The organism is Haloferax sp. DFSO60 (assembly GCF_046557615.1).
Classification (GTDB): Archaea; Halobacteriota; Halobacteria; order Halobacteriales; family Haloferacaceae; genus Haloferax.
Genome location: NZ_JBKIII010000003.1, coordinates 73,566 through 97,112, shown reverse-complemented (window position 1 = coordinate 97,112; position 23,547 = coordinate 73,566). Strand labels below are relative to the sequence as shown.

Sequence of the window (23,547 nt, the reverse complement as noted above, 5' to 3'; positions counted from 1 at the left end):
TTTTTTACGGAATCGAGTATATCTGAGTTCTCGTACTCTCCTCTGGGCAGGTCACTACGATTCACCTGACGGTTCGGACGACGCGGCACGATCGTCGCTGTCGCTCTGTTTTTGTCGTACACACTGGCACTCGAAGCTCTGCGGCAGGTCCGCCAGTGGTCTATAACTGGCTTATTGGGCTGAAACTACCGGGACACGGACTCTCCACATTATGCGTGAAATTGCTTAATCTAATCTCCCGCGTTATATACCGCGTATGAGTTCAGCAACAGACAATCAACGCACATCGGATAGCTCACTTGCGACGAGCCTCAAGAATAGTTGGCGGTGGTTGCTAGCCGCAGGCGCTATCATTGCCGTTCTCGGGGTCATTGCGCTGTTCGCCCCATTCATCACAGGTATCTCGCTCACCTTCCTCGTGGGTGTTCTCCTGATTGGTGGTGGGATTCTCCACTTCGCCAGTGCCTTTAGGGGGCAGGGATGGGGCGGTTTCATCTGGCAGATGCTCCTCGGCTTTATCGGCGTCATCGCCGGTCTTGCACTGTTACTCGACCCAGTTCTCGGACTGGTCACGCTCACGCTCCTCGTGATTGCGTATCTGTTCGTCTCCGGGGTTGTCGAAATCGTCATGGGTATCCGTCTCCGTGGTGAGCGAAACTGGTTCGCCAGTGTTGCGAGTGGGGCTATCGGTATCTTGCTCGCCGCACTTCTCTGGGTTGGATTCCCGAGTACTGCCGCGTGGGCTGTTGGCGTCCTCTTCGGCGTCAACTTACTCGTTACTGGCATTTCGATGGTGTTCATCGCACTCGGTGCCCGCCGGGAGTTACAACCGGTCGAACTCGAACAACCAGCAGAAGCCGGCGGTGTCTAAGTCCCCGTATTCACGTCCCTCGTTTTCGAGGGGATTCAGGTACCTTCGGTTTTACTTTTTTCCGTTGTCAACATCACACGTTTCGTTCACAGCGCGATGAGAACCACAGTTAGGCCGTCTCGACGATCGATTCTATCTGCTGTAGACACGCTCTTTCGACTCTGTTGATTTCTTGGATTCATCGTTTTCGTCACCCCGCTCACCACACACGGTGTATTGAACGGTTTCTATTGGTGAAGTGAAACTATAACTCTCTACTCTCGTCTAACCGACTGAATGTCCTGATAACTGGACGTGAAATTCAGTGACAGAGCGCTTGAAACGATGCTTATCGGTGTAAATGGAATGTCGCCTCATTCGACGTTCGTGTGACAGAATGGGCTCGATAGACACACCTGACGGTCGTATCCGAGTGTCTTTGAACCGATGTTTACTGTGACACGTGTACGTCTGTAACGACAGAAGTTCAGCACTTCGTAAGTAAATTCCAACTGAATTATAGTTAGTGTCCACGCCCTCACGTGAAATCTGTACACAATGCAAGTATTGTGTGTACACCGATTGTACGCCGAGTTCGTACACGTGGTCCGACCTAAGTCAGTCAGATGTGCCGACGTTGTCGTCGATATCTGTTCGAATCTCGTCCAAGCGAGTCTGCCTTCCATCGACGTTCCACGTCTCTCGCAGTCCGAGCGTCGAATCGGACTTCGATGGGTGGAGCATCCGTGGCAACTCCAACTGGATGAACAACACGACGACGACCATCAAGAACGGCCCGAAGAAGATGCCGTACCACCCAAACAGCGCCGGTCCGATGAGGTAGGCGAACATCACGAGACTCATGGGGAACAGTTTCCCCGAGAGTGCTGGCCGGATGTACACCCGGATGAGGTTATCGAACGGGAGTTCCATGACCGCGAGGACGACGAGTGGGAACCAGAGGTACCGCGGATTCGTCTGAAGCGCGATGATTGCAAGGTAGCCAACGAGGACGGCGTAGACGATACTTCGACCGACCAACGGTACGATGGTGAACACACCGGTGATGACCGCCAATGCGATCGGTGACGGAATTGCCATCCCTGGCGGGGCGATGAGGTTGAACACACTGTACACGACTGCTGCCAAAATCATGACGACGAAGATAGTGATAGTGTACCCGAAGTATATGGATTGAAGCCCTTGGTCAACCGTGGCGAGATACCGCGAGGTGGCGGTCTCTTCGTCAGCGATGTTTGCTGCGAACCACGCGGCGAGACGGGTATCTTCTCGTAACAAGAAGAACGCGAACAGCAACGCGAGGAACATGTTGAACAGCGCCGAAGCGACCGACCCGACCGTCCGTGAGAGCGACGTGAACACCGACTGGAACGCGCCGCCGCTTAACACAGACACGAGTTCGCGAAACAGTTCGTTGGGGTCCGTCGGCAGCGACCCGACTGCGACGGGCAACAGGCCGTCCAATCGCGCGATTACGTCGTCGGTAAGGATGGTACTCAGTTGCGAGAATGTGACGGCGAGTGCCCCAACGAGAATCGCAATGATTGGGAGGACAACGAGCAACAACGTCACTCCGGCGGCGATATTTTTCGACGGAACGCGACCTTCGAGTCGTTTCTCGATTGGCCGTGCAACGTAGTAGACGAACAGGCCGAATACGACCCACGGCAGGTAGACCCATCCGACGAACACGACGACTCCACCGATGACAAGTGCAAACACCCACCACCCGAGGTCGATTCCTTCGACTGCTTGTCGTACTCTGTCTGCAGTGGTCTCTCCTCGACTCATAATCTCTCACTACGCTGGCTGAAATGAAATTCGTATCTCAACCAGTTGGCAACATGGATACTCTGTGTTCTGGGCTGGATTGCCGTAGTCACACGGTTTTGACCAAAACGCAGGGTGCGCCTTTATCGAAATGTGTGGCGTACTACATGTATGTCTGTAGTCGAAGAGCAGTTGATAGTCCTCCTCTATCTCTTCGTCATCGCCGCCGTTGCTCGCATCCTTGCATCGAGGTACATCCAGTTGCAGTACACTACGGGGCTCGTCATCGCCGGCTTGCTCCTCTCGATAATCGGTTCACCTGTCGATGTCTCTCTTTCATCTGACATCATCTTGCTCGCTCTCCTGCCAGCGTTGATTTTCAACGACGCGGTCAATATCGACACCAGCGCGTTCCGCGAGAACCTCGTTCCGATTCTCGTACTCGCTGTCGTTGGGTTACTGGTCTCTATCGGTCTCATTGCAATCGCCACCCAGTTCGCGTTCGGCTATCCACTTCTCATCGGCATTCTCTTCGGTGCGATTATCATGCCAACCGACCCCGTTTCAGTTCTCGCTATTTTCAAAAATCTCGGTGTCCCCGAACGACTCAATATCCTCGTCGAGGGTGAGAGCCTCCTGAACGACGGTGTTTCTATCGTTGTCTACTCATCGATTCTCGCGGTACTCGTCGAAGCAGAGGCACAAGGGGTTACGACTGAAAACCTCCTCACAATTCGTGAATTTTCTGCCGAAATCGCGACTGGCATCCTCTTCGCACTCGTTGGTGGTGCACTCGTCGGCGGTGTCGTCGGTTACCTCGCGTACAGGCTCATCGCCTACCTCAACGACAAGCTCACTGCTATCGTCATCACGGTGATTGTGGCCTACGGAGTCTACCTCGCTCTCGACCTTCTTGGGAGTAGTGGGGTTATCGGCACACTCGTCGCAGGTCTCTTTCTTGCTCCTCGTGCCCGTGCCTCGGAGGTTCCGGCGGAGACACACCTCGCAGTCGAAACCATCTGGGAGTACGGCGCGTTCATCGCAAATACGCTTATCTTCCTCGTTATCGGTATCATCACTCCGTTCGAGTTATTCATCGAGTACGCGCCTCAAATCCTCGCCGCTATCGTTCTCGTCTTTCTCGCACGTGCTGTCGTCATTTACCCGCTCGTCGGCCTGCTCAATGTGTTTCTAACCAACTCGATTTCTCGGACGTATCAGCACGTTCTCACGTGGAGTGGAATTCACGCGTCGGTCTCGATTGCGCTCGTCCTTGGCATCGAAGAGGAATTCACTGGCCCGCTCTCCGAAGAGTTCTCGGCACTCGTCTTCGGTGTCGCCGCGTTCACACTCCTCGTCAATGGGCCAACCATGGGCCGCCTCATCGACCGACTCGATATCAGCAGCCAGCGCCCGTCCCAGCAACTTTTCGAGGCACTCGTCGGCCGACTCCATGGTGTCGATGCCGCACTCGATACGGCGGCAGACCTCTTGGAACGCGACGAGATTGCGACGAGCGTTTTCGAAGACGTGACGGCTGTCTATCGCCGCGAACGGAGTGAGTTAACGGCGGCTATCGAATCACTCCTCGAAACACATCCGGATATTCGACAGCACGAAGAGCGACTTGGGCAACATCAGATACTCATTGCCGAATCGGTTGCTATCCGTGCGGCAATCCAACGCGGCGAGATAAGTTCTGATGTGGGGGAGCGCCTCTTAGGCGATGTCGAGTCTGAACTCGACCGGGTTCTGACCGACGAGTGGACTATCGAGGACCAACTCCCACCGGGATACACACCGTATTGGCGACAGCAGCTCAAGAAAACCAGAGTCAGTGAGTCTCTCGACCACACGCACCACGAGCAGTCAGACGACGCCGAAGAATCTGGGACGCAAGCGAGAAAGTGAGAAATCATCGAGACGAGTAACGCACCGACCCACTCGGTGACTAGCCAGACGGCGTCTCTCCCCGGTCAGAGTCTGGGAAGTCACCAAACTCGATTGGGCTTCCGCCGCCAGCCCCGACTTCGGGAGGTATCCCGACTGGCTCTTCGGGTTCGACGCCCGCAAATCGGGGCATGATTTGCGTGATGAACTCGACGATGACGACCATCAGGAGTGGTCCCATGAAGATACCGTACCAGCCGAAGAGCGCTGGCCCGAGGAGGTACGCAAACATGACGAGGGCCATGTTGTAGGACTTTCCTGAGAGGTACGGACGGATGTACGTCCGAACGACGTTGTCGAACACGAGTACCATCAAGGCGAAGAAGACGATTGGAATCCAGAGGAGTTGGGGGCTGGTTTGGAAGACCTGTGCCGCCATAATTGCGACGATGAACGCGTACACGACTGACCGGCCGACGAGTGGGATGAGCGTAAACACGCCGGTGACGACAGCGAGTAAGATTGCATACGGGATCCGAATTCCACCTGGGGAGATGAAGTTGAACACCAGGTAGATGATTGCGGAGAGAATCATGATGACGAAAATCGTGAGTGTGTAACCGAAGAACACTGAGGTAAGTCCACGGTCCACGCTTCGGAGATAATCGACAGCGAGTGAGTCAGTGCCGAAGATGTTTTTCTTAAACCACTGTGACAACGAGTGTTCTTGGATGAGGAGGAAGAACGCAAAGATAAGCATGAGGAACATGTTGAACAGCGTCGCTGCGAGCGCCCCCGCAAACCCACTAACTTGGCCGAATATCGAGGAGTAAGTCGGGTCTTGGAGAATGACGGTAATCGCATCGACAGGGTCACTCGGCAGTTGTTGGAACGGCAGTTGTAGCCGGTTAATGAACGCTGTCGCGGCGTCTGAGGAAAGTATTTGCAGGGCTTGATTCAGTGCGACACCGAGGAACAGCGTGATGAACAGGATGATTGGGACGATGATGAATGTCAGCGTCAGTGCTGCCGCAATCGTTCGTGACGAGATGTATTGTTGTATCCACCGAGTGATAGGTCTGCCAACGTAGTATGTGAACAGTCCGAAAACGATCCACCCGAGGTAGTTGTAGCCGACCCAAGCCGCGACACCGAGTAGTAGCAGGCCGAATGCCCACCACCACAGGTACCGACGATTTTGGAGTGGTCCAGCGACTGGACTCTCACTAATGCGTTCCGTTGCCATGGTATTTATACGCACGAATATGAGTTAATCATTCTTCAAGAGAGTGAGAAATTCGTCACGTAAGGACCCAGTGGTCAAGATATCACGGAGTTGGGTTGAAAATTACACTCTGGCTCGAACCGAAGTGTCACCTCGGCACGATAGCATTCTAACAAGTCAGATTCTAATACAGTGTTGCAAATAGACTGGCTATTAATTCAGAAATTCACTTGTTATTTCTTGAGAGTTGTAAATTATCACACCAACTACATACCAACTTACTGTCAGTCAGTCTCATAATTTATGCCTGTTCCTGTTGTATAGATTGCATGCGTCTCATACAGGTGTTGATTCCTGAGGGTAACCGAGACAATGTACTCAAAGCCCTCGACGGGCAAGGCATCGATTATGCTGTTTTCGATGAGGTCGGACGCGGAGACTTCGAGGCGATGGTGCAGTTCCCTGTCCCCCCGAGTGGCGTCGAAACCGTCATCGAGAAGCTCGTAGATGCTGGCGTCAGGGAAGACTCATATCTAATTGTACTACCGACAGAAACCGTCGTTTCCCAGCGACTTTCAGCACTTATCGAACGATTCCCGGGTCTTCGAATCTCTCGTGAAGAGTTATACGCTCGAGCGCAGGACCTCGCACCGGCGAATTCAACGTTTTACGCCTTCTTGATTCTCAGTACGATTATCGCAACGACTGGGTTGCTACTGGACTCCGCAGCGACGATCATCGGTGCGATGGTCGTCGCACCACTCATGGGTCCCGCAATCTCGGCCAGTGTCGGCACGATTCTCGACGACCCGAAGATGACACGTCGCGGCGTGACACTCCAGGTGACAGGGCTTCTCGCGGCGATTGCAACAGCAGCCATCCTCGGCATTCTCCTCCAGCAAACGATTTTGATTCCACCAGACCTCGATATTCGGACCATTCCGCAGGTCGTAGAGCGCACGAGTCCGAACTTCCTGTCACTCTTCTTGGCGCTCGGATCCGGACTAGCCGGCGCAATCAGTATCATGCGGGGCGCGGGGTCGGCACTCGTCGGCGTGGCGATTGCCGTCGCACTCATTCCACCAGCGGCGACATCTGGTCTGGGAATCGCTTTCGGCTTGCCGGGTGTGGCAATCGCGGCGGCAATCCTCGTCCTCGTTAACTTGCTCGCAATCAACATCTCCGCGCTCGGCCTGTTCTATTGGTCGGGTTTCAAGCCCCTCGAAGCGGGCCAATACGAGGGCGTTCGGTCGAACGTCATCACCCGCATCGCGACGATTGCCATCGCCATCGCAATCCTCTCGATTGTCCTCGGTGCCGTCACCTGGACGACGTTCCAAACCGAATCGTTCGAGCAGCAGACGCAAGCAGAACTCCAACAACAGTTCGACGAAGCGAATATCGAAGGGGTCGAACTCGTCGAAGTGACCGTCGATTACGAACCTGTGGATATCGTTCTCGGCAACGAACCGGAAGTCAACGTTCTCATCGGCATACCTCGCGACCTCGAAGCGCCACCTGACCTTGCCCAGCGGTTCGACGACCGACTTACCCAGAAGTTCGGTCGGGACGTGTACGTTCGCGTTGGGTTCGTCGAAGCGCAACTTTCGGAAGAAGAACCACCGGAACCACCACTTGGATGGCCGTCACTGTCAGACAGGTCGGTCCCACAACGGTACACTGGGTACGCTGCAGTGTGACTTCAGTCACCGCCACTCTGACCGAAAACAGACACTCGGACTTTTCGAATGTTCTGGGTGGTCGTGAGTCGGTTAGATAGTCTCGTGTGTCGTATGACAGGATATGGCCCGAGGAGGAAACATTGGGAGTAGGCGAGCACAGCGACAAGAACGACGCCGACAGCGACGCGGCGGTAATCGGGAGTGGCCCCGATACAAGATGACACAGCGACTCGTCTCGATTGGCGACGATTACTACGTCGAGAATGCGATGGGCGAACGGGTGTTCGAAATCGACGGAAAGGCCCTTCGCGTCCGCGAGACGCTGAAAATGACCGACCGGCGGAGTGGTGACAAGTACACGATTAAGGAACGAATCGCGCGTGTCATGGACACGATGACTGTTCAGAAGAACGGCCAGAGAGCCGCAGCGGTGAAGAAAGCCCTCATCACGCCACTCCGTGAACGATTTACCGTCCTCGTTCCGGGCGGTACAAACCTCAAAGTACAAGGAAACATCGTCGACCACGAGTACCAGTTCACTCGCGATGGCAGACCCGTTGCCGCCGTCTCGAAGCGGTGGTTCCGAGTGCGAGATAGCTACGGTATCGAAGTCGCACCAGAGGAAGACCCTGGGCTCATCATCGCCTGTGCCGTCGCCATCGATATGATGGAGCATCCGACTCGCTGACGGACGACCAAACCGTCCAACTTTTGCCAGATGACGCTAGGCTATTGCCTCGTTCTCGCGTTGTGCAGTGCCACTAAGAAGATGAGCGTCATCACCGCTGCAATCCCCCAGCCGATGGCACCGAAATCCGGACGCACGTTGGTCAGGATTGCCGACCCGACGACCCACGAGGCAGTGATGAGTGCGTAGGCCAAGACCCGACCGATGACGGTGAGTGACTGTTCGAGGTTCATCCCCGAAATTTCTAGCTCACCTCGTTGAATCGTATCGACGAGGCGTTCGACTTTGGCTGGCGCTCGAAAGAGGGCACCGACAGATTCGACGGTGTCATCTCGCGCACCTTCGAGCCACTTCCGAACACCGTGACCGAGATAGCCGTGTGACAGGAGAAACTCACGTGCTGCAGAGAGGAAGTTGAACTGCGGGTCAATCTGCCGAAGCGTCCCCTCCCCAACCGTCCCGACGCGAATAATGAGCATCAAGTCGGGTGGAATCCGGAACGGAAACTCGTTGAGGATGGTGGTCATCTCCAGAATTATCTCTCGCCAATCTGAGACTGCGCGGCCTTCGAGGTCTTGAATCGCCAGTCGAAGGACACGGTCCATCGTCACTCGGTCCACGGTCGGGTCGAGCGCCCCAAGGTCGATAAGTACGTCCATGATTTGCTCTGTGTCGCGTTGTACAGTCGCCACGTAGAGATCGACGATTGCGTCCTGCATCACCGGGGTCAATCGCCCGGACATCCCGAAGTCGTAGAAGACGACACGACCTTTTCTGTCGACGCCGAGATTCCCGGGATGTGGGTCGCCGTGGAAGACACCATCGACGATTCCCATCTTGAAATATGCATTCGCAACGGCGTGTGCAACTGTCGAGGGGTCGAGCCCTGCAGCTCGTATTCCTGCAAGGTCAGTGATTTTGATGCTCTCGACGTACTCCATCGTCAGGACGCGATTCGACGATGCTTCGCTGTACAACGTGGGAATTCTCACGTCGTCTTGGTCGGCAAAGTTAGCCCGGATTTCGTCCATCATTTGCCCCTCCCGTGTGAAATCCAGTTCCTGCTGGATGACTCGCTCAAAGTCGTCGGCGAGATTTCGAAGTGAGAAGCGATGGCGTCTCGGAGCGAATGCGACGACGATTGGAAGGAGTCGCCTGACGACTTTGAGGTCCGTTTCGACGACGTGGGCGACGTTCGAACGTCGAACCTTCACGGCAACCCGCCGTCCCCGATAGCGGGCCTGGTGAACCTGTGCGAGCGACCCACCAGCGATGGCTGTTTGGTCGAATTCGTCGTACGAACCGAGCCCGATATCCTCGTCGACGATTGCGCTCACTTCTTCGAATGGTCCCGGCGGGACGGTATCTTGGAGAGAGGCAAATACTTCGGCGTATATCGGTGGCACGAGGTCCGGGCGTGTCGAAAGTACCTGCCCGATTTTGATGAACGTCGGCCCAAGTTCGAGCATGGTGTCACGAATGTCACGTGCCCGCTCCCGTGCCGCTGTTTCACTGAGTGTTCGGGACCCACCAACGATGATGAACCGATGTCGGTCTCGGAGGAACGCAAGAAGGTACGGGATGAATGAGAGCGCGATTTGAAACAACCGACGTGGATACTGAAACATGCGTCCCTCCGTTCTCTCATATAGTCACTAGAACAACATAAGTGCGCCCAGCATTAGGTCTCCTTCTCGTCAAAAATAGTCGAATCTCATTTGTTACTCGAATCGTGGCTCTACATCTGTTTGCGTCCGATGACGGAGTCGATTTCTCCCACCCCATCGGACGATTCCCAGGGCGATGCCCCAGAGGATAGCGTTGCCGACGGCGCTATGCATCGACAAATCAGCCGAGAAGTGGTGACTGCTCACTGGATAGAGCCACAGTATCCCCGTCTTCGTGAACGAGTCGATTACCAAGTGAGAGAAGAAGGCGAGACCGAACCCGAGTGCGACCCACTTTCTGACCCCTGCGAAGAGCAACACGGCGAGTAGTACTCCGAGAAGGAACGGTGTGTGGACGACCCCTCGGTGGACGAGCGGGAATTCCCAGAGCCGCCCGAAGTAGAGGTCTACGTCGGGAGCGACACCGCCGATGAGACCCACGAGTGGTGGTGCTGGCGTGAGTACGCGGACGATTGCATAGCCCACGACGGCGTGCGTGGCAATTGCGGCGACGAGATAGAGAGTGTGACCGATATCCATGGATTCACTCGCGCTTGGGAGGTGTCTCCTTTGGTCGCTGAGTGGGCTATTCTGACCTCTTGGGCTTGCTCTTGTCACCGCGCGTCAGCAACCAGAGGAGGATAACGACTCCTTCGAGGCGGGCAATCGTGTACACCCAGGGCCGAAGTGAGACCGGTTCGTCGCCCTCTGCTGCGAGATTCATCCAAAAATCGACCAGCTGACGTGGTGCGAGCAGTTCGAGGAGTGCGAGTACACCGAGTACGAGGCGAAAGAGCATAGCAGACGTACGTCAGAATGGGCCAAAGGCGTATCGACCAGTGACCGAAGAGATACCAGCAGTGTTGTGACGAGACAACGAACCAGACGAATTCGGAGACGAAAACGAAGCTAGAGGTGGATAAATTAGGCTTCGACGGCGTTCCGAACCGTGTCCAGCCACCGGGTCACGTGGCCGAAGACGAGGTACTCGTCGGTGACGTTCCGATGAGCAGAAAGCGACCAGTCGTCCCACTGTGCTTTGGAACGGAGGACCTCATCGAGTGTTCGAGCGACGCTCTCGGGGTTTTTTGCATCTGGAATCAACACCCCGTTTTCCCCATCGTCTATCTGTACTCGAATACCGCCGGTGTCGCTTCCAGCCAGTACTGCGCGCTTCCACATCGCTTCGGTGACCGTGAGCCCGAACCCTTCTTGTATCGAATTTTGGACGATGACCGTCGCGGACCGTTGCAGTGCGTTGATGACCAGTGCGCTTTGGACTTGGTCTTCCGGCATGACGACGACTGCAATGTCTTCTTTGAGGGCTTCGTCGAAGGAGTGCCACGTCTCTTTGATATCCTCGAGGGTCTCCTGTCCCTCTGGGTCGTCACTTACCGTCGCCGGGTCTGGCCCCACGAGAAGAAGCCGTGAGTTGGCGATGCGCTTACGGTGGTCGTCATCGCGCGCGCTCGTTCGAATTGCGTCGTCGGCCCCTGTCTGTTCGTTGGACTCTGGGGCTACAGACTTCTTGAGGAGTGCGAATCCTTCCATCAACTCGTGAAACCCTTTGAGTCGGTCCCAGCGGGAAATCTCACAGAACGTCGGCCGAAAGAGCAGCCCGATATCCTCTGGCTTGGTCGCTGGGGCGAACGTTCCATCGAGTTGGAGTCGGCGGGCGACCTGGTCGAACTGTTCTGTTGGATGGTCCGTATCGATGAGTGTCGAACGGGCGAGTACCTCTGCAACCGCTTGTGGTTTCATGTGTCTGTTCTTCGGGCTTTTCGGGTCGATAGCAGGCGGAATGATGTCAGTCCGGTCTACGAGAAACTCCGGGACGTATTCCGGCAGCGAAAATACTGTCCTGTCGTACTGCTCTATCCACGGTCGTAGGTGTTCCCAAGCCGCTTGTGACTCTGGTGATCCTTCTTCGCTGCCGATGTGACAGCGCCACACGGCGGGGATTCCGAGTTCGTCGACGACGTACGCACCGGCGGCGAGTGGTTGTGGGTCGTGTATGCAGAGAACGTCGTTCGGCTCGATGTGTTCGATAATCGTCTCGGCGAGTCGGCGACTCACATCTTCGTACGTTTCAGCGGCCTCACCTTCGAGTTTTTCAGGGTTACCTGCACCGTGAAGCAGGTTGTGGATATTTTTCGTATAGTCGAAGAACTGCGATTCGTCCGTTTCCATGACTGCCCACGTGACTTCGGCACCGACCGACCGAATCAATCCGACGAGCGTCTCCATCATCTCGGCGACTCCGCCACCACTCGCCGTCGAATTCACCATCCATATCTTCCGCCGAGTGAGTGCCTCCACGTCGTCTTCGGTCTCCTGCTGCATGTTTTCGACTGCTTGTCGGAAGACTGGGTCGGTCGCGTACTCATCTGCCATCTCTTCCGGGTCGATTTCGATAGTTCGTAACATAACTTTCCAGACCCACGCGGTAGGAGACGACGCGACGACTCATGTTAACAATTATTCAGGAATTGGTTTCATTCTTCTCTAAGATAGTACTAGACAGAATACGAACGGGGTGTATCCAATTGGCTTGTTCACATTCCGAACAGGGCCCAAATGAATCCGAACTGAATCCGTATTCGGTGGGCTCTCACGAATCTATATTAATGTTAAATATATTTACTAATAATGGCTTATCTAAGAAAGTTGAACTACTCTTTAGTCTTCTCGATTCGCATCACCTGTGTACTGACGTACCTATCTAATCGGTAACTCTGATACAGCGTCACCCGGTAGTTGTCTCCACGAATTGCTTTTAGTATGTTCGAGGACACATGTCGATACAGTGTCTCAGTTTCTTCTTTGCCTTTGCTCAATACTAGTTACGCAAGGTCCACATACGAGTCCGAGAACTCCCGACTTGGCTGCCACTGTCCGCTCTCGACTTTCCAACTATTGATTCCCAGATTAGCAACTAACAGTAAGTTATTGTCACTTTAGCTGTCTAGAAGATAATAATACATGATGTCTGCCAAATCTACGAATAAGAGTAGGTTGTGGATTTTGACTAGTATCTCGTTGCCTCGTGCGGTATCGTTCTCCAACACGGGGGCGAAGAAGAGAGACAGTCGAAATTACGCCGGAGAGTAGCGTGGGTATGAACTGTCGACCGCCTGTGCGTCTTCTTCGAGGAGTGCCACGACGAGATAGTCGGCGTAATCCGCAAAGTAGTCTACAAGCCGAGAAATCCGGTCGGAGTCGATAGCCTCCAGTGAGTCGAGAACCATGAACGGGGCCGTCTCGTAGACGCCGTGGATGAGATATCCTGCGAGTGCGAACACGAGACCGGTCACTTCGCGTTCGGACTCCGAAAGGTGTGCGATGGAATCTTCGTAACTCACGCCGTCGTCGCTCGTCCGAATCACGTGCAGTTCGAAGACCGATTTGGTGACCTTCTTGCGGCCCTCACGGACACGCTCTTCGGTACGCTCAATCCAGATGCGTTCGAGGTTGTCGTATTCGAGGACGTCGAGTACCTCGTCCATCCGCGTGTTGAACTCCTCGACTGCTTCAGATTCGAGGCGTTCGATTCTCGTCCGGAGGTCTTTCAGTTCGTCGTCGATTTCGTCAATCGTGTCTTCGAGTTCGTCTCGCTTTCCGAGTTGCTGCTCGATGGACGTGATTTCGTCTTCGACGTCTTCGAGGTCGCTGCGCAGGCGGTCAAGGTCGTACTCGATTTGGTTGGCCTCGCGGTGCAAGTCGAGCAACTCGCCGTGTTCCTCGCTCTCCAACTCGTCGACTGTCTGTTCGAGCGACTCGATTTCGTCTTCGAGGTCTGCCCGGTCTGCTTTCAGTTCTGTGATGCGCTCTTCTCGGGTGGTCTGTTCGCTCTCGATTTCGGAGAGCCGTCGCTCGATACGGTCGCGTTCCCGCTGCCGCTGTTCGTGCGTCGATTTTTCCTCTTGGAGTTCAGAGAGTTTCGCTCGGAACGAACGGTTCTGTTCGAGCTTCTCTTCGCGTAGTGCCCGGAGTCGATCGACCGTGGACTCGATTTTGTCTTTGTCTACTTCTGTTCCACACGTCCAACAGACGACCTGCTTGTCGGTGAGCAGTTGGTCAGTCACGTTCCCAGCCTCGTCTGATTCTGAACCACGAAGTGCATCGACGACGTCGGAGGACGTCCCCGAGAGCATCTCTTCGTTGAACTGAACGACAGACTGGAGTTCGTTTATCGTCGATTGGACCTCTTGCTGGCGCGTTCGCAGTGTGGAAATTTCGGATTCGATCTCGTCCACCTTTCCAGCGGCGACAGCAGGCAAGTCCGCTGCATCCTCCTCTAAGGTGTCGGCTTCGGACTCTAGTGCTTCGAGGCTCTGTTTTTCAGTTTGGATTCGCCGGTCGATAGTATCGATTTCACGTCGCTTGTCGCGGAGTTCCCCGAGTTTGGACTCGAGTTCGCTTTCGACTTCTTGGCGCTCGTTGACGCTCGCGTCGTACTCCTCTACTTCGCGTTCCTTTGCAGCGAGTTCTGCTTCCGTCTCCTCGATATCCTCTTGGAGTTTCGTTCGGCGCTGTTCGAGTTTTGGAAGCTTGGTAGAGAGGTTGCTGAGCGTCGATAGTTCGTTCGACAGCTCTCGTTTTTCCTGCTGGAGGGTGTTTATCTCCTCGTTGATAGACTCGACATCGACTGGTCGCATGATCAGGTCGCGGAGGTTTTCCTCGTTGGCGACTGCACGTCGAGCGTCGTTCGTTTCGAGTAAGAATGCAAATAAATCGGCGAGTTCGTTCTCTTCGAGAATCGGATCTCCTCCCGTGACGACTGAATCTCCTTGCCGTTCGAACGTTCGGGTGTACGTTTCATCGCCAACAGTGAGTTCGACGTATCCCTCGTCGGCATCGCCTTTCAGTGCAACGTCGTCGCTTCCATGGGCAGCCATAATCGACCGCAGAAGTGAGGTTCGATTCGTCGCGTTTCGTCCGGATAATACGGTTACTCCGGGCTCGAACGACGTCGAAAGCTCGTCGATGCCACCGATGTTTTCGACCGAGAGGTGGACTTGTGATTTAGACAATTGTTCTGAACTCATGCAGTACCCGAATAGGTACAGGGACATAAAATCATGTGTTTAAATGACCTTTAACATATCCAGTGACTACGTAATTCGTGTGCCTACTCCGATTGAACTTGGTCTTCGCAACCGCACCCCCCATCTTTCAGTAATTGAATCACTTCGTACTGTTTCCCGCAGTCTCGACAGTACACCTGTGTGTCGATGAAGACGTCGAACTCGCCAAGTCGGATCTTTTCGGTATTTCGAAGCGAGTCGAGACTCCGTTCGATTACTGCGGTCAGTCGACCGCGTAACTTTTGAATCGAATTCACAACGTTGTCGATTCGGTCACCTGAATTCTTCTCTTTCGAGACACCACGAACCTTCGTGAGGTACGTGTAGATGGCTTGGTGGGAGACGAAATCTGACTGTAGTTGTTCCACATCGACACCCTCTGATTGAAGGGAGTTCTCAGCCTGGACGCGCATCCCTTCGGTCGTGTCGTCGTCGGTCAATAACGTGTACATGTTCTCGACTTCGCCGTCGAGTACCTCCGCGCCTGCTTCGCGTAATGCGGCGTCCAGAACCTTCTGATTCATCAGGTCGGCGAGTTCTCTGAGGCTATCACTGTCTTCTGGCGCGGTCCATCGGCGTGCCAACTGGTCCGAGAAGCCGTCCAGTTCGTACGTCGCTATCACTCGTTCGACCTTGCTCTTCCGCTTGGTCGAATCTTGTTCAGTACTCATTGTTCTCTATTTGGAGAGTGGTATGAAATATGTTCAGGTTCATGTCGTTCACGAGCGTGTTCAATGCTTCCGTATTCATGTTCGTCGATATAGTAGACACACCCCTTTACTGTCTCTCGATTTCATACTTTTTCTGACGCTCAAACAGCGAGTCATTATCACATTTTGTGTTACATCCCTAACTTTGTAATCTTTACGGGCGTTCCTCCGAGAATGTGTACTTAGCAGAGTGTTTGCAGACTTCAAGTTGAATAGTGAAGACTCCCACCGATTGTCTAATTTGGTTCTTGCAATACTACTTTAATAATTCAATTTTCGTCACATGAGAATTTAAAACATTTCTACTAGTAGTTGTTTGAACGACACTCATCTATTCGGTCAGACCGAGGTCTGTGTAACTGTTCCCTTCATTTGTGATTCGTGGCTATCGAGTCTCAACATGGTTTTCGTCGCCAGCTTACTCCAGGAGCGACGATAGCGAGACTTGTGCGATGAATCTCTTCTACTCGTTGAATGAGCATCGAAATCCTCGATAGCTCAAATGATAATAATAAATTAGTTTTTCGTTCTCTTCACAATTCTAATCACTGATTTACCTCTCTATCCTCTCTTCATCGGAGCATCGAACCACCATCGACAGTCAGTACCGTTCCAGTGATATAGGACGCCCCGTCACAGAGGAACGAGACGACTTCGGCTACCTCATCAGGCGTTCCAATGCGTTCGAGTGGCAGTTCTGCGGCGTATTCAGCGAGCGCCTCGTCGGTCCACAGGTTCGAATCGGTGAGGAGTGGAGTTTCTATCAATCCCGGTGCGACGCAGTTGACGCGTACGGCGGGGCCAAGTTGCTTTGCTAATCCCTTGGTCAGACCGAAGATACCCGCCTTTGACGACGAGTAGTGTACACCACCGGTGGCGCTTCCACGGAGTCCGGCGACACTCGACACGTTGACGATCGCCCCATCGCCGCGTTCGACCATCGCTGGCGCGACAGCACGGGCGACAACGTACTGTCCTTTGAGGTTTACGTCGAGTACCCGGTCCCACTCGTCCGGTTCGAGTTCAGCGAGTGAGATTGCTTGTGAGATTCCTGCGTTGTTCACGACGGCAGTCACGTCTGCAACGGACTCGACGGCCGCAACAGCGTCTGCAACGGCATCGGGGTCTCGGACGTCTACACTAAAACCATGAATGCCGTCGTCGTCCCAGATGTCGTCGATATCGTCCACATCGAAACACGCGATGTACTCGTATCTCTCTCGGAGTTCTTCGACGACTGCTTGGCCGATACCGCTCGCCGCGCCAGTAACGACTGCCGCTTGCTGTTGACTCGCCATACTGTTTGGCACGACGGGGTCGATACTACGTGTTTGGGTGTGCGTAAATATGTCGTCTCGCTGTCGTGTCTCACTGGACGCCGAGGCTTGCACAGTGAGAACAGTTTTCGTGGTGGGGTGTGAGCCGTTCATATGCAGTTCGCAGTTAACGTTCCGACGAGCGCTGGCGATTCCGTTCACTCGCAGTTAGCGTTCTGTGACGAAATTTCGTGGGAAGCCCAAGTCGAGTTTGCCTCAGCAATGGAAACGTTTGGGTTCGACGGCATCGCCGTCCCCGACCACGTGATGACTGGTTCCGGCCCGACGACAGAGTGTTTCGTCACACTGGCTGGAATCGCCCGCGAGACCGAAGACGTGTACCTCTACCCGAAGACCGTGAACAACCACTTCAGAAATCCTGCACTCATGGCGAAACAGGCTGCCACGCTCGATTCGGTAAGCGGTGGCCGATTGAAACTCGGCATGGGTGCCGGGTGGAAAGAGAGCGAGGCGCTCGCCTACGGCTACGATTGGCCCGACGCGCCGACACGCTTGCGGATGATGGAAGAGTCGATTCGAATCGTCCAACGCCTCTGGACCGAGGAGACGGTCACGTTCGATGGCGACTACTATTCCCTCGATGGCGCAATGTGCCGTCCGCACCCGGTTCAGAATCCACGTCCACAGATAATGGTCGGCGGTGGTGGTGAGTCGTTCACGCTTCGTATCGCCGCCAAGTGCGCAGACGCGTGGAATTTCTGGGGACCGCCAGAGGTGATGCAACACAAACTCGACGTACTCGAACGACACTGTGCGGGCTACGGGAGACCGTTCGACGAAATCGAACGGTCGTGGTTTGCACGGTGTTTGATTCGTGAGGACGAAGCAGAACTCTCTGCCCTCCTCGATGAACACTTCGCCCGGTTCAAACCTGAAAACGTCGCGGAGAGCGAATATCCGCTCGTTGGGACTCCGGAGACAGTTCGAGAACGCTTGGAGACGTTCGAAGAGATGGGATTCGAGGAAGTCGTCGTCGAATTCGTCGATTTCCCCGAGACGACGAGCGCCGAACTGTTCGCCAAACACGTCGCGCCAGCATTTCAGTAGATGACCACTCCCGGTGTTCGGTTTATCCTCGAATCATCGAATTTTTGAACAGTATGGAAACAGCTATCCAGCCGATTTTCGTACACTGATGTGTGTCACATCATAGCGTCTGCCTCACATTCGACTTCGACGGTGTCTCCTCGTGGATACACTCGTTCGAGTCACCAGACAGTCCGACAAAACTCTCCCGTGGTCTCTTCGGCGTCGATGTCGGCGCTCCTCGCGTGTTGGACCTTCTCGACCAGTTTGACGTCGAAACCACGTGGTTCACCCCGGGTCACACGATAGACAGTTTCCCCGAGCAGGCCGAAGACGTGTGGAGTCGCGGCCACGACATCCAACACCACGGCTGGTCTCACACCCGCCCTCGACAGTACGAGTCGAAAGCCGTCGAGCGTGCTGACGTCGAGCGTGGTGTCGAGAGTATCGTCGAACTGACCGGGCGCCGCCCAACTGGCTATCGCTCTCCTTCGTGGGATTTCTCACTGCACACGCTCGATATTCTCCAAGACCTCGGGTTCGAATGGGATTCGAGTCAGATGGCGACCGACTTCGTGCCATACTACGTCCGCGAGGACTGGGCTGCTCCCGCCGACGGACCTTTCGAACGTGGTACCGAGACCGATATCGTCGAGGTTCCAGTCTCGTGGCACCGCGACGACTTTCCCGCGTTCGCATTCAATCGTGACCGCGGCTACACCAACGAGCGAGCAATCTTCCGCCAGTGGCGAGAACAGTTCGATTGGATGGTCGAACACGTCGAAGACGGTGTATTCGTCCTCACGATGCACCCACAGGTCATCGGTCAATCACACCGACTCGGTAGACTCGAATCGTTCATCGAACACGTCGCCGACACGCCCTCGGTGCGGTTCGAATCCATCGACGCAGTAGCCAATCGGTTCGCTTCGAAGTAAAAGTCAGCTGTTTTTCGAATACCTGAAGGCCGCTCAGTAGTGGTGACAAGCGACGATTCGGTCGAGACCGTCTGGTGAACTGAGTTCTGGGTCTTCGGCCGTACAGATACTCGGTTCGATGAACGTCTCTGTCAACACTGCCGATGCGTCGCGCCACTCCCCGTTGGCGGCGAGCGAAAGCGCCTGTTCGAGTACGCCTCCTGCCTCACCCGTTGGGAGTCCATCGGGGAAGTAGGTCGCCTGTGCGCCGGGCACGCTCGCCTCACGCGCCTCACGCTGGACTGCCCGCACGAACCGTCGCACGTTGTCCCACTGCTCTGCTGAGAGGGCTAACTGACTCGGTGCGACGATGTCCGGACACCGAGTGTGGAAGCGACAGCCAGTCGGCGGATTAATCGGTGACGGAACGTCACCCGAGAGTGGGACTGTCTGTCTGTCCGCTCGTGGGTCGGGTACCGGAATCGACGACAAGAGTGCCTGCGTGTACGGGTGTTTCGGCGACCGAAACAAGTCGTCTTTCTCGGCGAGTTCGACGATTTCACCGAGATACATTACGGCCACGCGGTCGCAGACGTGACGGATGACACTCAAGTCGTGACTGATAAAGAGGTAGGTGAGACCGAACTCTGCTTGTAACTCCTTCATCGTATTGAGAACCTGTGCCTGCACCGATGCGTCGAGCGCAGATGTCGGTTCGTCGCAGACGATGAACTCAGGGTCAACCGAGAGCGCCCGAGCGAGATTAACCCGCTGTCGCTGCCCTCCGGAGAACTGGTGCGGGTAGCGGTTATAATGGTCTGCGTCCAACCCGACGGTCTCCAGCAGTTCCCGCGCACGTTCTTCTTGCTCGCCCGAATACAGGTCGTGCGCCTTCATCGGCTCCTCGACGATTTCACCGACGGTCATTCGTGGGTCGAGCGAGGCCTGTGGGTCTTGGAAGACGAACTGCATCCGCTTTCGGGCCTGACGAAGTGCCTCGTTCGAGAGGTCAGCGAGGTCCATCCCATCGAAGCGGATGTCGCCATCCGTCGGGTTGACGAGATGGAGCAATGTCCGTGCGAGCGTCGATTTCCCACATCCAGACTCACCGACGAGTCCGAGCGTCTCACCGCGCTGAATGTCGAACGAGACTCCATCGACTGCACGCACGTGTTCTCGGTCGACCGATACTGGAAGGAGACTACCATTGCGCTCGAATCGGAGACGGCTCAGAATACCGTCTGTCGCGTCGAAATACTTTCGAAGGTCACGAACTTCGAGGAGGGGTTCCTCGCCGCGCTGAGGGTTCGTGCTATTCTCGCTTCCACCGTCTGCATTGGGTCGCTGGATACGGTCGTCGGTGGAGGCTTCTGATTGGCTTTCGACTGTCGGGTCGGCCAGCGGGTCGCTGTTCCAGTAATCCACTTCGGTGAAGGCGTCGTTCCTGAAGCACGCCGCTCGGTGGTGCGACTCGCTATCGACGATTCGGGCGTCTGGGTGGGCTTGTACACACGCCTCTCGCGCGTTCGGACACCGATTGTGGAAGCGGCATCCTGCGGGCGGATTGATTGCTTCTGGCATGATACCCTCGATGGGTGATAAGCCGTCTACATCGCGGTCAGGTCGCGGAATCGACGCGAGGAGTGCCTCCGTGTACGGGTGGCGCGTGTCGTGAAACAGTTCGTCTACGGACGCCTGTTCGACGATTTCGCCGAGGTACATCACGGCTACACGGTCACATATTTCGGCGACGACACCCATGTCGTGTGTGACCCAGATGAACGACGTGTCGTACCGGTCTGTGAGGTCTTTGACGAGGTCGAGAATCTGGGCCTCGACGGTGACGTCGAGCGCGGTTGTCGGTTCGTCGGCGATGATGAGGCTGGGTTCGCAGGCGAACGCCATTGCGATGAGGACGCGCTGACGCATGCCACCAGAGAACTCGTGTGGGTAGTCGTCCATCCGGCGTTCTGCTTCCGGGATACCCACTTCACGGAGTCGCTCGACAGCAATCTCTGTTGCTTCGTCGTGAGAGACTGCACGGTTGAGTTGGATGATTTCGCTCAATTGCTCGCCGACAGTGAAGACGGGGTTGAGGCTCTCGGTCGGATCCTGAAATATCATCGCAATCTCTTTGCCCCGAATCCGCTCTCGAATCGCGCGACTCGACAGCATCTCTGGGTCGCGTCGCGGTTCTTCATCTGAGGAGTCCCCCTTCTCGACACCGACGAGCAGATCGTCTTTGAAGCGGATGTCGCCGTTGACGATTTTCCCCGGCGAGTCGATCAGTCGCATGATACTCCTCGCAGCGACGCTCTTTCCTGCGCCACTCTCGCCAACTAATCCGAGTACTTCGCCGCGCTGTACCTCAAACGAGATGCCATCGACGGCCCGAACTGTCCCCACTTCGGTGAGGAAGTGCGTTTGGAGGTCATCGACGGTGAGTAGCGTATCAGACATTGGTCGTAGATTTCTGAAGGGAGTTGTTTGGGTGGGTGAGTGCCTCTGTAACTGCGTGGGAGATAGTCACAACACCTCTTCGGTTGCCGATAGCTGTTTCGGTGAGTGAGAAAGGCGTGTGGTACCCGTTGTTCTCGTCCCCTGTGCGAGTGGCCGAGTGTGTGGATGTTCTGTCCATCGTCAGTCGTTCGACCGTGGGTCGATTGCGTCGCGCAGGCCGTCTCCAAGGAGGTTGAACCCGATGACAGTCACGAGTATTGCGATACCCGGCCAAATGCTGAACCACGGATTGACAATCATGTATTGTCGTGAGTGTGCCAGCATCTGTCCCCACGAAGGAGTCGGTGGTTGGACTCCAAATCCGAGGAAGGACAGCGACGCGACGATGAGGATGTTCACGCCAACTTGGAGTGTCGACTGGACGAGAACTGGCGCGAAACTGTTCGGAATGATGTGACGGAAGATGATGTGGCGGTCACGTACGCCAGCGGCTTTCGCCGCTTCGACGTATTCCATCTCCCGAACGCTCAACACCTGTGACCGAATCAGTCGCGTAAACACTGGAATCGTCGTAATCGAGACGCCGACGATGGCAATCCCGAGTTCGCGTCCGAACGCGGACATGATGGCGATGACGAGGATGAGAAACGGAATGGCGTAGAGCGATTCGACGAACCGCTGAAGCACATCGTCCACCCAGCCGCCGTAATAGCCGGAGACGGCACCGACAATCGTTCCAATGGTCATCCCGATTCCCGTCGCGAGGAGACCGACTTGGACGGCGATTCGAGTCCCGTAGACGAGTCTGACGAGTACGTCGCGTCCGCGATGGTCGGTTCCGAGCGGGTGTGCCCACGTTCCGGTTCCGAACGTGTTCTCGATACCTACCGGCGGGAGCAATATCGTACTTCCTGCAGGGTCGTTTTCGGGATGGTACCAGAAGGTCGCCGCGAACTGGTAATCGAACAGGTCGGCGTCGATGGTCGTCAACAGCGCGACGAGCGTGACGACGCCGATGACGTAGAGACCAGCGCGCGACGCGGAGTTGCGTCGAAGTTGTCGGAGCATCTGTGTCGTCCGCGAGACGGATTCTCTGTGTTCTACGGTCGTGGGTGTGACCGGGCTGGCTGGCTCGTCGCTGGGGTACGTCGAGTCACTCACCGCCACCACCCCCGTAGGAGATTCGTGGGTCGATAACAGCGTACAGTACGTCGACGACGAGGACGCCGAGGACGAACATGATAGCGAAGAATATCGTCGTTCCCATGATGAGTTGGTAATCTTGTGCCCGGACGGCCGTGATGATGAGATTCCCCATTCCGTTGATGTTGAAGACCGTTTCTGTGAGTACTGCTCCTCCGAGTGCAGTCGTGATTTGGATGCCGATAACAGTAAGCACCGGTAACTGTGCGTTCTTGAACGCCTGCTTGCGGAGAATCGTCCGCTCGGGGATGCCGTATGCACGCGCGAGTTGGACGTAATCCTTGTTGAGTACCTCGAGCATCGACGACCGCTCGATGCGCGTGATAGCCGCCATCTGGAGCGTTCCCAACGTAATCGACGGCAGTATCAGATGCCTTGCCGATGTCACGAAGACGTCCAGTCTGGACGTCGCCCCATCGACCGATGCGGGGTCCGCCCACGGCATCACCAGTCCGCTTGGTGGGAGGAGGCCTCCGTAGTACGCGAACATGATGATAAGCAGCAGACCGACCCAGAAACTCGGCGTGCTGACCCCGATGAGTGACGTCACTCGTGCGAGGTGGTCGTATCGGTTGTTGCGATTCGTTGCGGCGAACACGCCCAACGGGATGGCTGCTCCGATTGCGAGCGTGAAACTCGATGCGAGCAGCACCAGCGTCACAGGTAAGCGCTCGAGAATTTTCTCAGTGACGGGGACGTTCCCGTAGTGAATGCTCGTCCCGAAATCACCCGTCGCAACCGCTCCGAGGTACTTGACGTACCGCACGTACAGCGGTTGGTCAAGTCCGTACTTGGCGCGGGCAGCCTCGATAGCTGCTGCATCAGCACTCGGCCCGACGAGGATGCGAACCGGATCGCCAGGGATGGAGTTGATGAGGACGAACGTGACCGTTACGACGAACAACAACACGGGGACGATTTGGAGTAAACGTCGTCCGATGTAACCGGCTGTCGTCATGGATTGTGTGGTTGGCGAGTGACCATATAACGTTTGTTAACCGTTAGCAACGTGTC

At 55.4% G+C, this 23,547-nt stretch carries 18 protein-coding genes; 6 read left to right on the top strand and 12 right to left on the bottom strand.

Annotated features, from left to right (window positions below):
* Positions 1–256: 256 nt before the first annotated feature.
* The gene (locus ACK509_RS14960; RefSeq protein ID WP_410767356.1) at positions 257–871 is read left to right on the top strand and encodes an HdeD family acid-resistance protein; all 615 of its coding nucleotides are present in this window, start codon (positions 257–259) and stop codon (positions 869–871) included.
* Positions 872–1,468: 597 nt separating this feature from the next.
* Here ACK509_RS14960 and ACK509_RS14955 read toward each other — a convergent pair.
* The gene (locus ACK509_RS14955; RefSeq protein ID WP_410767355.1) at positions 1,469–2,662 is read right to left on the bottom strand and encodes an AI-2E family transporter; all 1,194 of its coding nucleotides are present in this window, start codon (positions 2,660–2,662) and stop codon (positions 1,469–1,471) included.
* Between the two features lie 150 nt (positions 2,663–2,812).
* Between ACK509_RS14955 and ACK509_RS14950 the strand changes: the two genes are divergently transcribed.
* Positions 2,813–4,552, top strand: a complete 1,740-nt coding sequence (locus tag ACK509_RS14950) for a cation:proton antiporter (RefSeq protein ID WP_410767354.1) — start codon at positions 2,813–2,815, stop codon at positions 4,550–4,552.
* A gap of 40 nt (positions 4,553–4,592) precedes the next feature.
* On the opposite strand, the gene ACK509_RS14945 is transcribed toward ACK509_RS14950, so the two are convergent.
* Positions 4,593–5,777, bottom strand: coding sequence for an AI-2E family transporter (locus ACK509_RS14945; RefSeq protein WP_410767353.1), 1,185 nt, complete (start codon positions 5,775–5,777; stop codon positions 4,593–4,595).
* A gap of 308 nt (positions 5,778–6,085) precedes the next feature.
* Here ACK509_RS14945 and ACK509_RS14940 point away from each other — a divergent pair, with 308 nt between their 5' ends.
* Together ACK509_RS14940 and ACK509_RS14935 are read left to right on the top strand one after the other, a co-directional pair.
* A complete protein-coding gene (locus tag ACK509_RS14940) occupies positions 6,086–7,456 on the top strand; it encodes a TIGR00341 family protein (RefSeq protein ID WP_410767352.1) in 1,371 nt (456 codons plus the stop codon).
* A gap of 199 nt (positions 7,457–7,655) precedes the next feature.
* Positions 7,656–8,126 carry an LURP-one-related/scramblase family protein gene (locus ACK509_RS14935; protein WP_410767351.1) on the top strand — a complete coding sequence of 157 codons (471 nt, stop codon included), beginning with the start codon at positions 7,656–7,658 and terminating at the stop codon, positions 8,124–8,126.
* A gap of 41 nt (positions 8,127–8,167) precedes the next feature.
* Here ACK509_RS14935 and ACK509_RS14930 read toward each other — a convergent pair whose 3' ends face one another.
* From ACK509_RS14930 to ACK509_RS14900, 7 genes are all read right to left on the bottom strand, one after another.
* Positions 8,168–9,754 carry an ABC1 kinase family protein gene (locus ACK509_RS14930; RefSeq protein ID WP_410767350.1) on the bottom strand — a complete coding sequence of 529 codons (1,587 nt, stop codon included), beginning with the start codon at positions 9,752–9,754 and terminating at the stop codon, positions 8,168–8,170.
* Between the two features lie 93 nt (positions 9,755–9,847).
* Positions 9,848–10,333 (bottom strand): metal-dependent hydrolase, encoded by a 486-nt coding sequence (locus ACK509_RS14925; RefSeq protein ID WP_410767349.1) that lies wholly within the window; start codon positions 10,331–10,333, stop codon positions 9,848–9,850.
* 46 nt (positions 10,334–10,379) lie between these two features.
* Entirely contained in the window at positions 10,380–10,592 is a 213-nt protein-coding gene (locus ACK509_RS14920; protein WP_410767348.1) for a hypothetical protein, read from the bottom strand.
* Between the two features lie 125 nt (positions 10,593–10,717).
* A complete protein-coding gene (locus tag ACK509_RS14915) occupies positions 10,718–12,220 on the bottom strand; it encodes a glycosyltransferase (protein ID WP_410767347.1) in 1,503 nt (500 codons plus the stop codon).
* Positions 12,221–12,888: 668 nt separating this feature from the next.
* Positions 12,889–14,841, bottom strand: a complete 1,953-nt coding sequence (locus tag ACK509_RS14910) for an archaea-specific SMC-related protein (protein WP_410767346.1) — start codon at positions 14,839–14,841, stop codon at positions 12,889–12,891.
* An 83-nt stretch (positions 14,842–14,924) separates the two neighbouring features.
* Complete coding sequence (gene rdfA / locus ACK509_RS14905; RefSeq protein ID WP_410767345.1) at positions 14,925–15,551, bottom strand: rod-determining factor RdfA; 627 nt, start codon at positions 15,549–15,551, stop codon at positions 14,925–14,927.
* Positions 15,552–16,162: 611 nt separating this feature from the next.
* Positions 16,163–16,888, bottom strand: coding sequence for an SDR family oxidoreductase (locus ACK509_RS14900; RefSeq protein WP_410767344.1), 726 nt, complete (start codon positions 16,886–16,888; stop codon positions 16,163–16,165).
* Positions 16,889–17,020: 132 nt separating this feature from the next.
* On the opposite strand from ACK509_RS14900, the gene ACK509_RS14895 reads away from it, so the two are divergent.
* Both ACK509_RS14895 and ACK509_RS14890 read left to right on the top strand, forming a co-directional pair.
* Positions 17,021–17,974 (top strand): LLM class flavin-dependent oxidoreductase, encoded by a 954-nt coding sequence (locus ACK509_RS14895; RefSeq protein ID WP_410767343.1) that lies wholly within the window; start codon positions 17,021–17,023, stop codon positions 17,972–17,974.
* A 92-nt stretch (positions 17,975–18,066) separates the two neighbouring features.
* Positions 18,067–18,891 carry a polysaccharide deacetylase family protein gene (locus ACK509_RS14890; RefSeq protein ID WP_410767342.1) on the top strand — a complete coding sequence of 275 codons (825 nt, stop codon included), beginning with the start codon at positions 18,067–18,069 and terminating at the stop codon, positions 18,889–18,891.
* 33 nt (positions 18,892–18,924) lie between these two features.
* Here ACK509_RS14890 and ACK509_RS14885 read toward each other — a convergent pair whose 3' ends face one another.
* The 3 genes from ACK509_RS14885 to ACK509_RS14875 all read right to left on the bottom strand — a co-directional run bounded on the left by ACK509_RS14885 (position 18,925) and on the right by ACK509_RS14875 (position 23,491).
* Complete coding sequence (locus tag ACK509_RS14885; protein WP_410767341.1) at positions 18,925–21,330, bottom strand: dipeptide ABC transporter ATP-binding protein; 2,406 nt, start codon at positions 21,328–21,330, stop codon at positions 18,925–18,927.
* Positions 21,331–21,510: 180 nt separating this feature from the next.
* The gene (locus tag ACK509_RS14880; RefSeq protein ID WP_410767340.1) at positions 21,511–22,500 is read right to left on the bottom strand and encodes an ABC transporter permease; all 990 of its coding nucleotides are present in this window, start codon (positions 22,498–22,500) and stop codon (positions 21,511–21,513) included.
* Positions 22,484–23,491 carry an ABC transporter permease gene (locus tag ACK509_RS14875; RefSeq protein WP_410767339.1) on the bottom strand — a complete coding sequence of 336 codons (1,008 nt, stop codon included), beginning with the start codon at positions 23,489–23,491 and terminating at the stop codon, positions 22,484–22,486. Before ACK509_RS14875 ends, ACK509_RS14880 begins: the two co-directional genes overlap by 17 nt.
* Positions 23,492–23,547: the final 56 nt, after the last annotated feature.

Coding starts and splice junctions, on each gene's coding strand:
- ACK509_RS14895 (WP_410767343.1), top strand. CDS start 17,021: ATGCAGTTCGCAGTTAACGTTCCGACGAGCGCTGGCGATTCCGTTCAC.
- ACK509_RS14940 (WP_410767352.1), top strand. CDS start 6,086: ATGCGTCTCATACAGGTGTTGATTCCTGAGGGTAACCGAGACAATGTA.
- ACK509_RS14910 (WP_410767346.1), bottom strand. CDS start 14,841: ATGAGTTCAGAACAATTGTCTAAATCACAAGTCCACCTCTCGGTCGAA.
- rdfA (WP_410767345.1), bottom strand. CDS start 15,551: ATGAGTACTGAACAAGATTCGACCAAGCGGAAGAGCAAGGTCGAACGA.
- ACK509_RS14955 (WP_410767355.1), bottom strand. CDS start 2,662: ATGAGTCGAGGAGAGACCACTGCAGACAGAGTACGACAAGCAGTCGAA.
- ACK509_RS14915 (WP_410767347.1), bottom strand. CDS start 12,220: ATGTTACGAACTATCGAAATCGACCCGGAAGAGATGGCAGATGAGTAC.
- ACK509_RS14945 (WP_410767353.1), bottom strand. CDS start 5,777: ATGGCAACGGAACGCATTAGTGAGAGTCCAGTCGCTGGACCACTCCAA.
- ACK509_RS14900 (WP_410767344.1), bottom strand. CDS start 16,888: ATGGCGAGTCAACAGCAAGCGGCAGTCGTTACTGGCGCGGCGAGCGGT.
- ACK509_RS14935 (WP_410767351.1), top strand. CDS start 7,656: ATGACACAGCGACTCGTCTCGATTGGCGACGATTACTACGTCGAGAAT.
- ACK509_RS14950 (WP_410767354.1), top strand. CDS start 2,813: ATGTCTGTAGTCGAAGAGCAGTTGATAGTCCTCCTCTATCTCTTCGTC.
- ACK509_RS14885 (WP_410767341.1), bottom strand. CDS start 21,330: ATGTCTGATACGCTACTCACCGTCGATGACCTCCAAACGCACTTCCTC.
- ACK509_RS14960 (WP_410767356.1), top strand. CDS start 257: ATGAGTTCAGCAACAGACAATCAACGCACATCGGATAGCTCACTTGCG.
- ACK509_RS14875 (WP_410767339.1), bottom strand. CDS start 23,491: ATGACGACAGCCGGTTACATCGGACGACGTTTACTCCAAATCGTCCCC.
- ACK509_RS14925 (WP_410767349.1), bottom strand. CDS start 10,333: ATGGATATCGGTCACACTCTCTATCTCGTCGCCGCAATTGCCACGCAC.
- ACK509_RS14930 (WP_410767350.1), bottom strand. CDS start 9,754: ATGTTTCAGTATCCACGTCGGTTGTTTCAAATCGCGCTCTCATTCATC.
- ACK509_RS14920 (WP_410767348.1), bottom strand. CDS start 10,592: ATGCTCTTTCGCCTCGTACTCGGTGTACTCGCACTCCTCGAACTGCTC.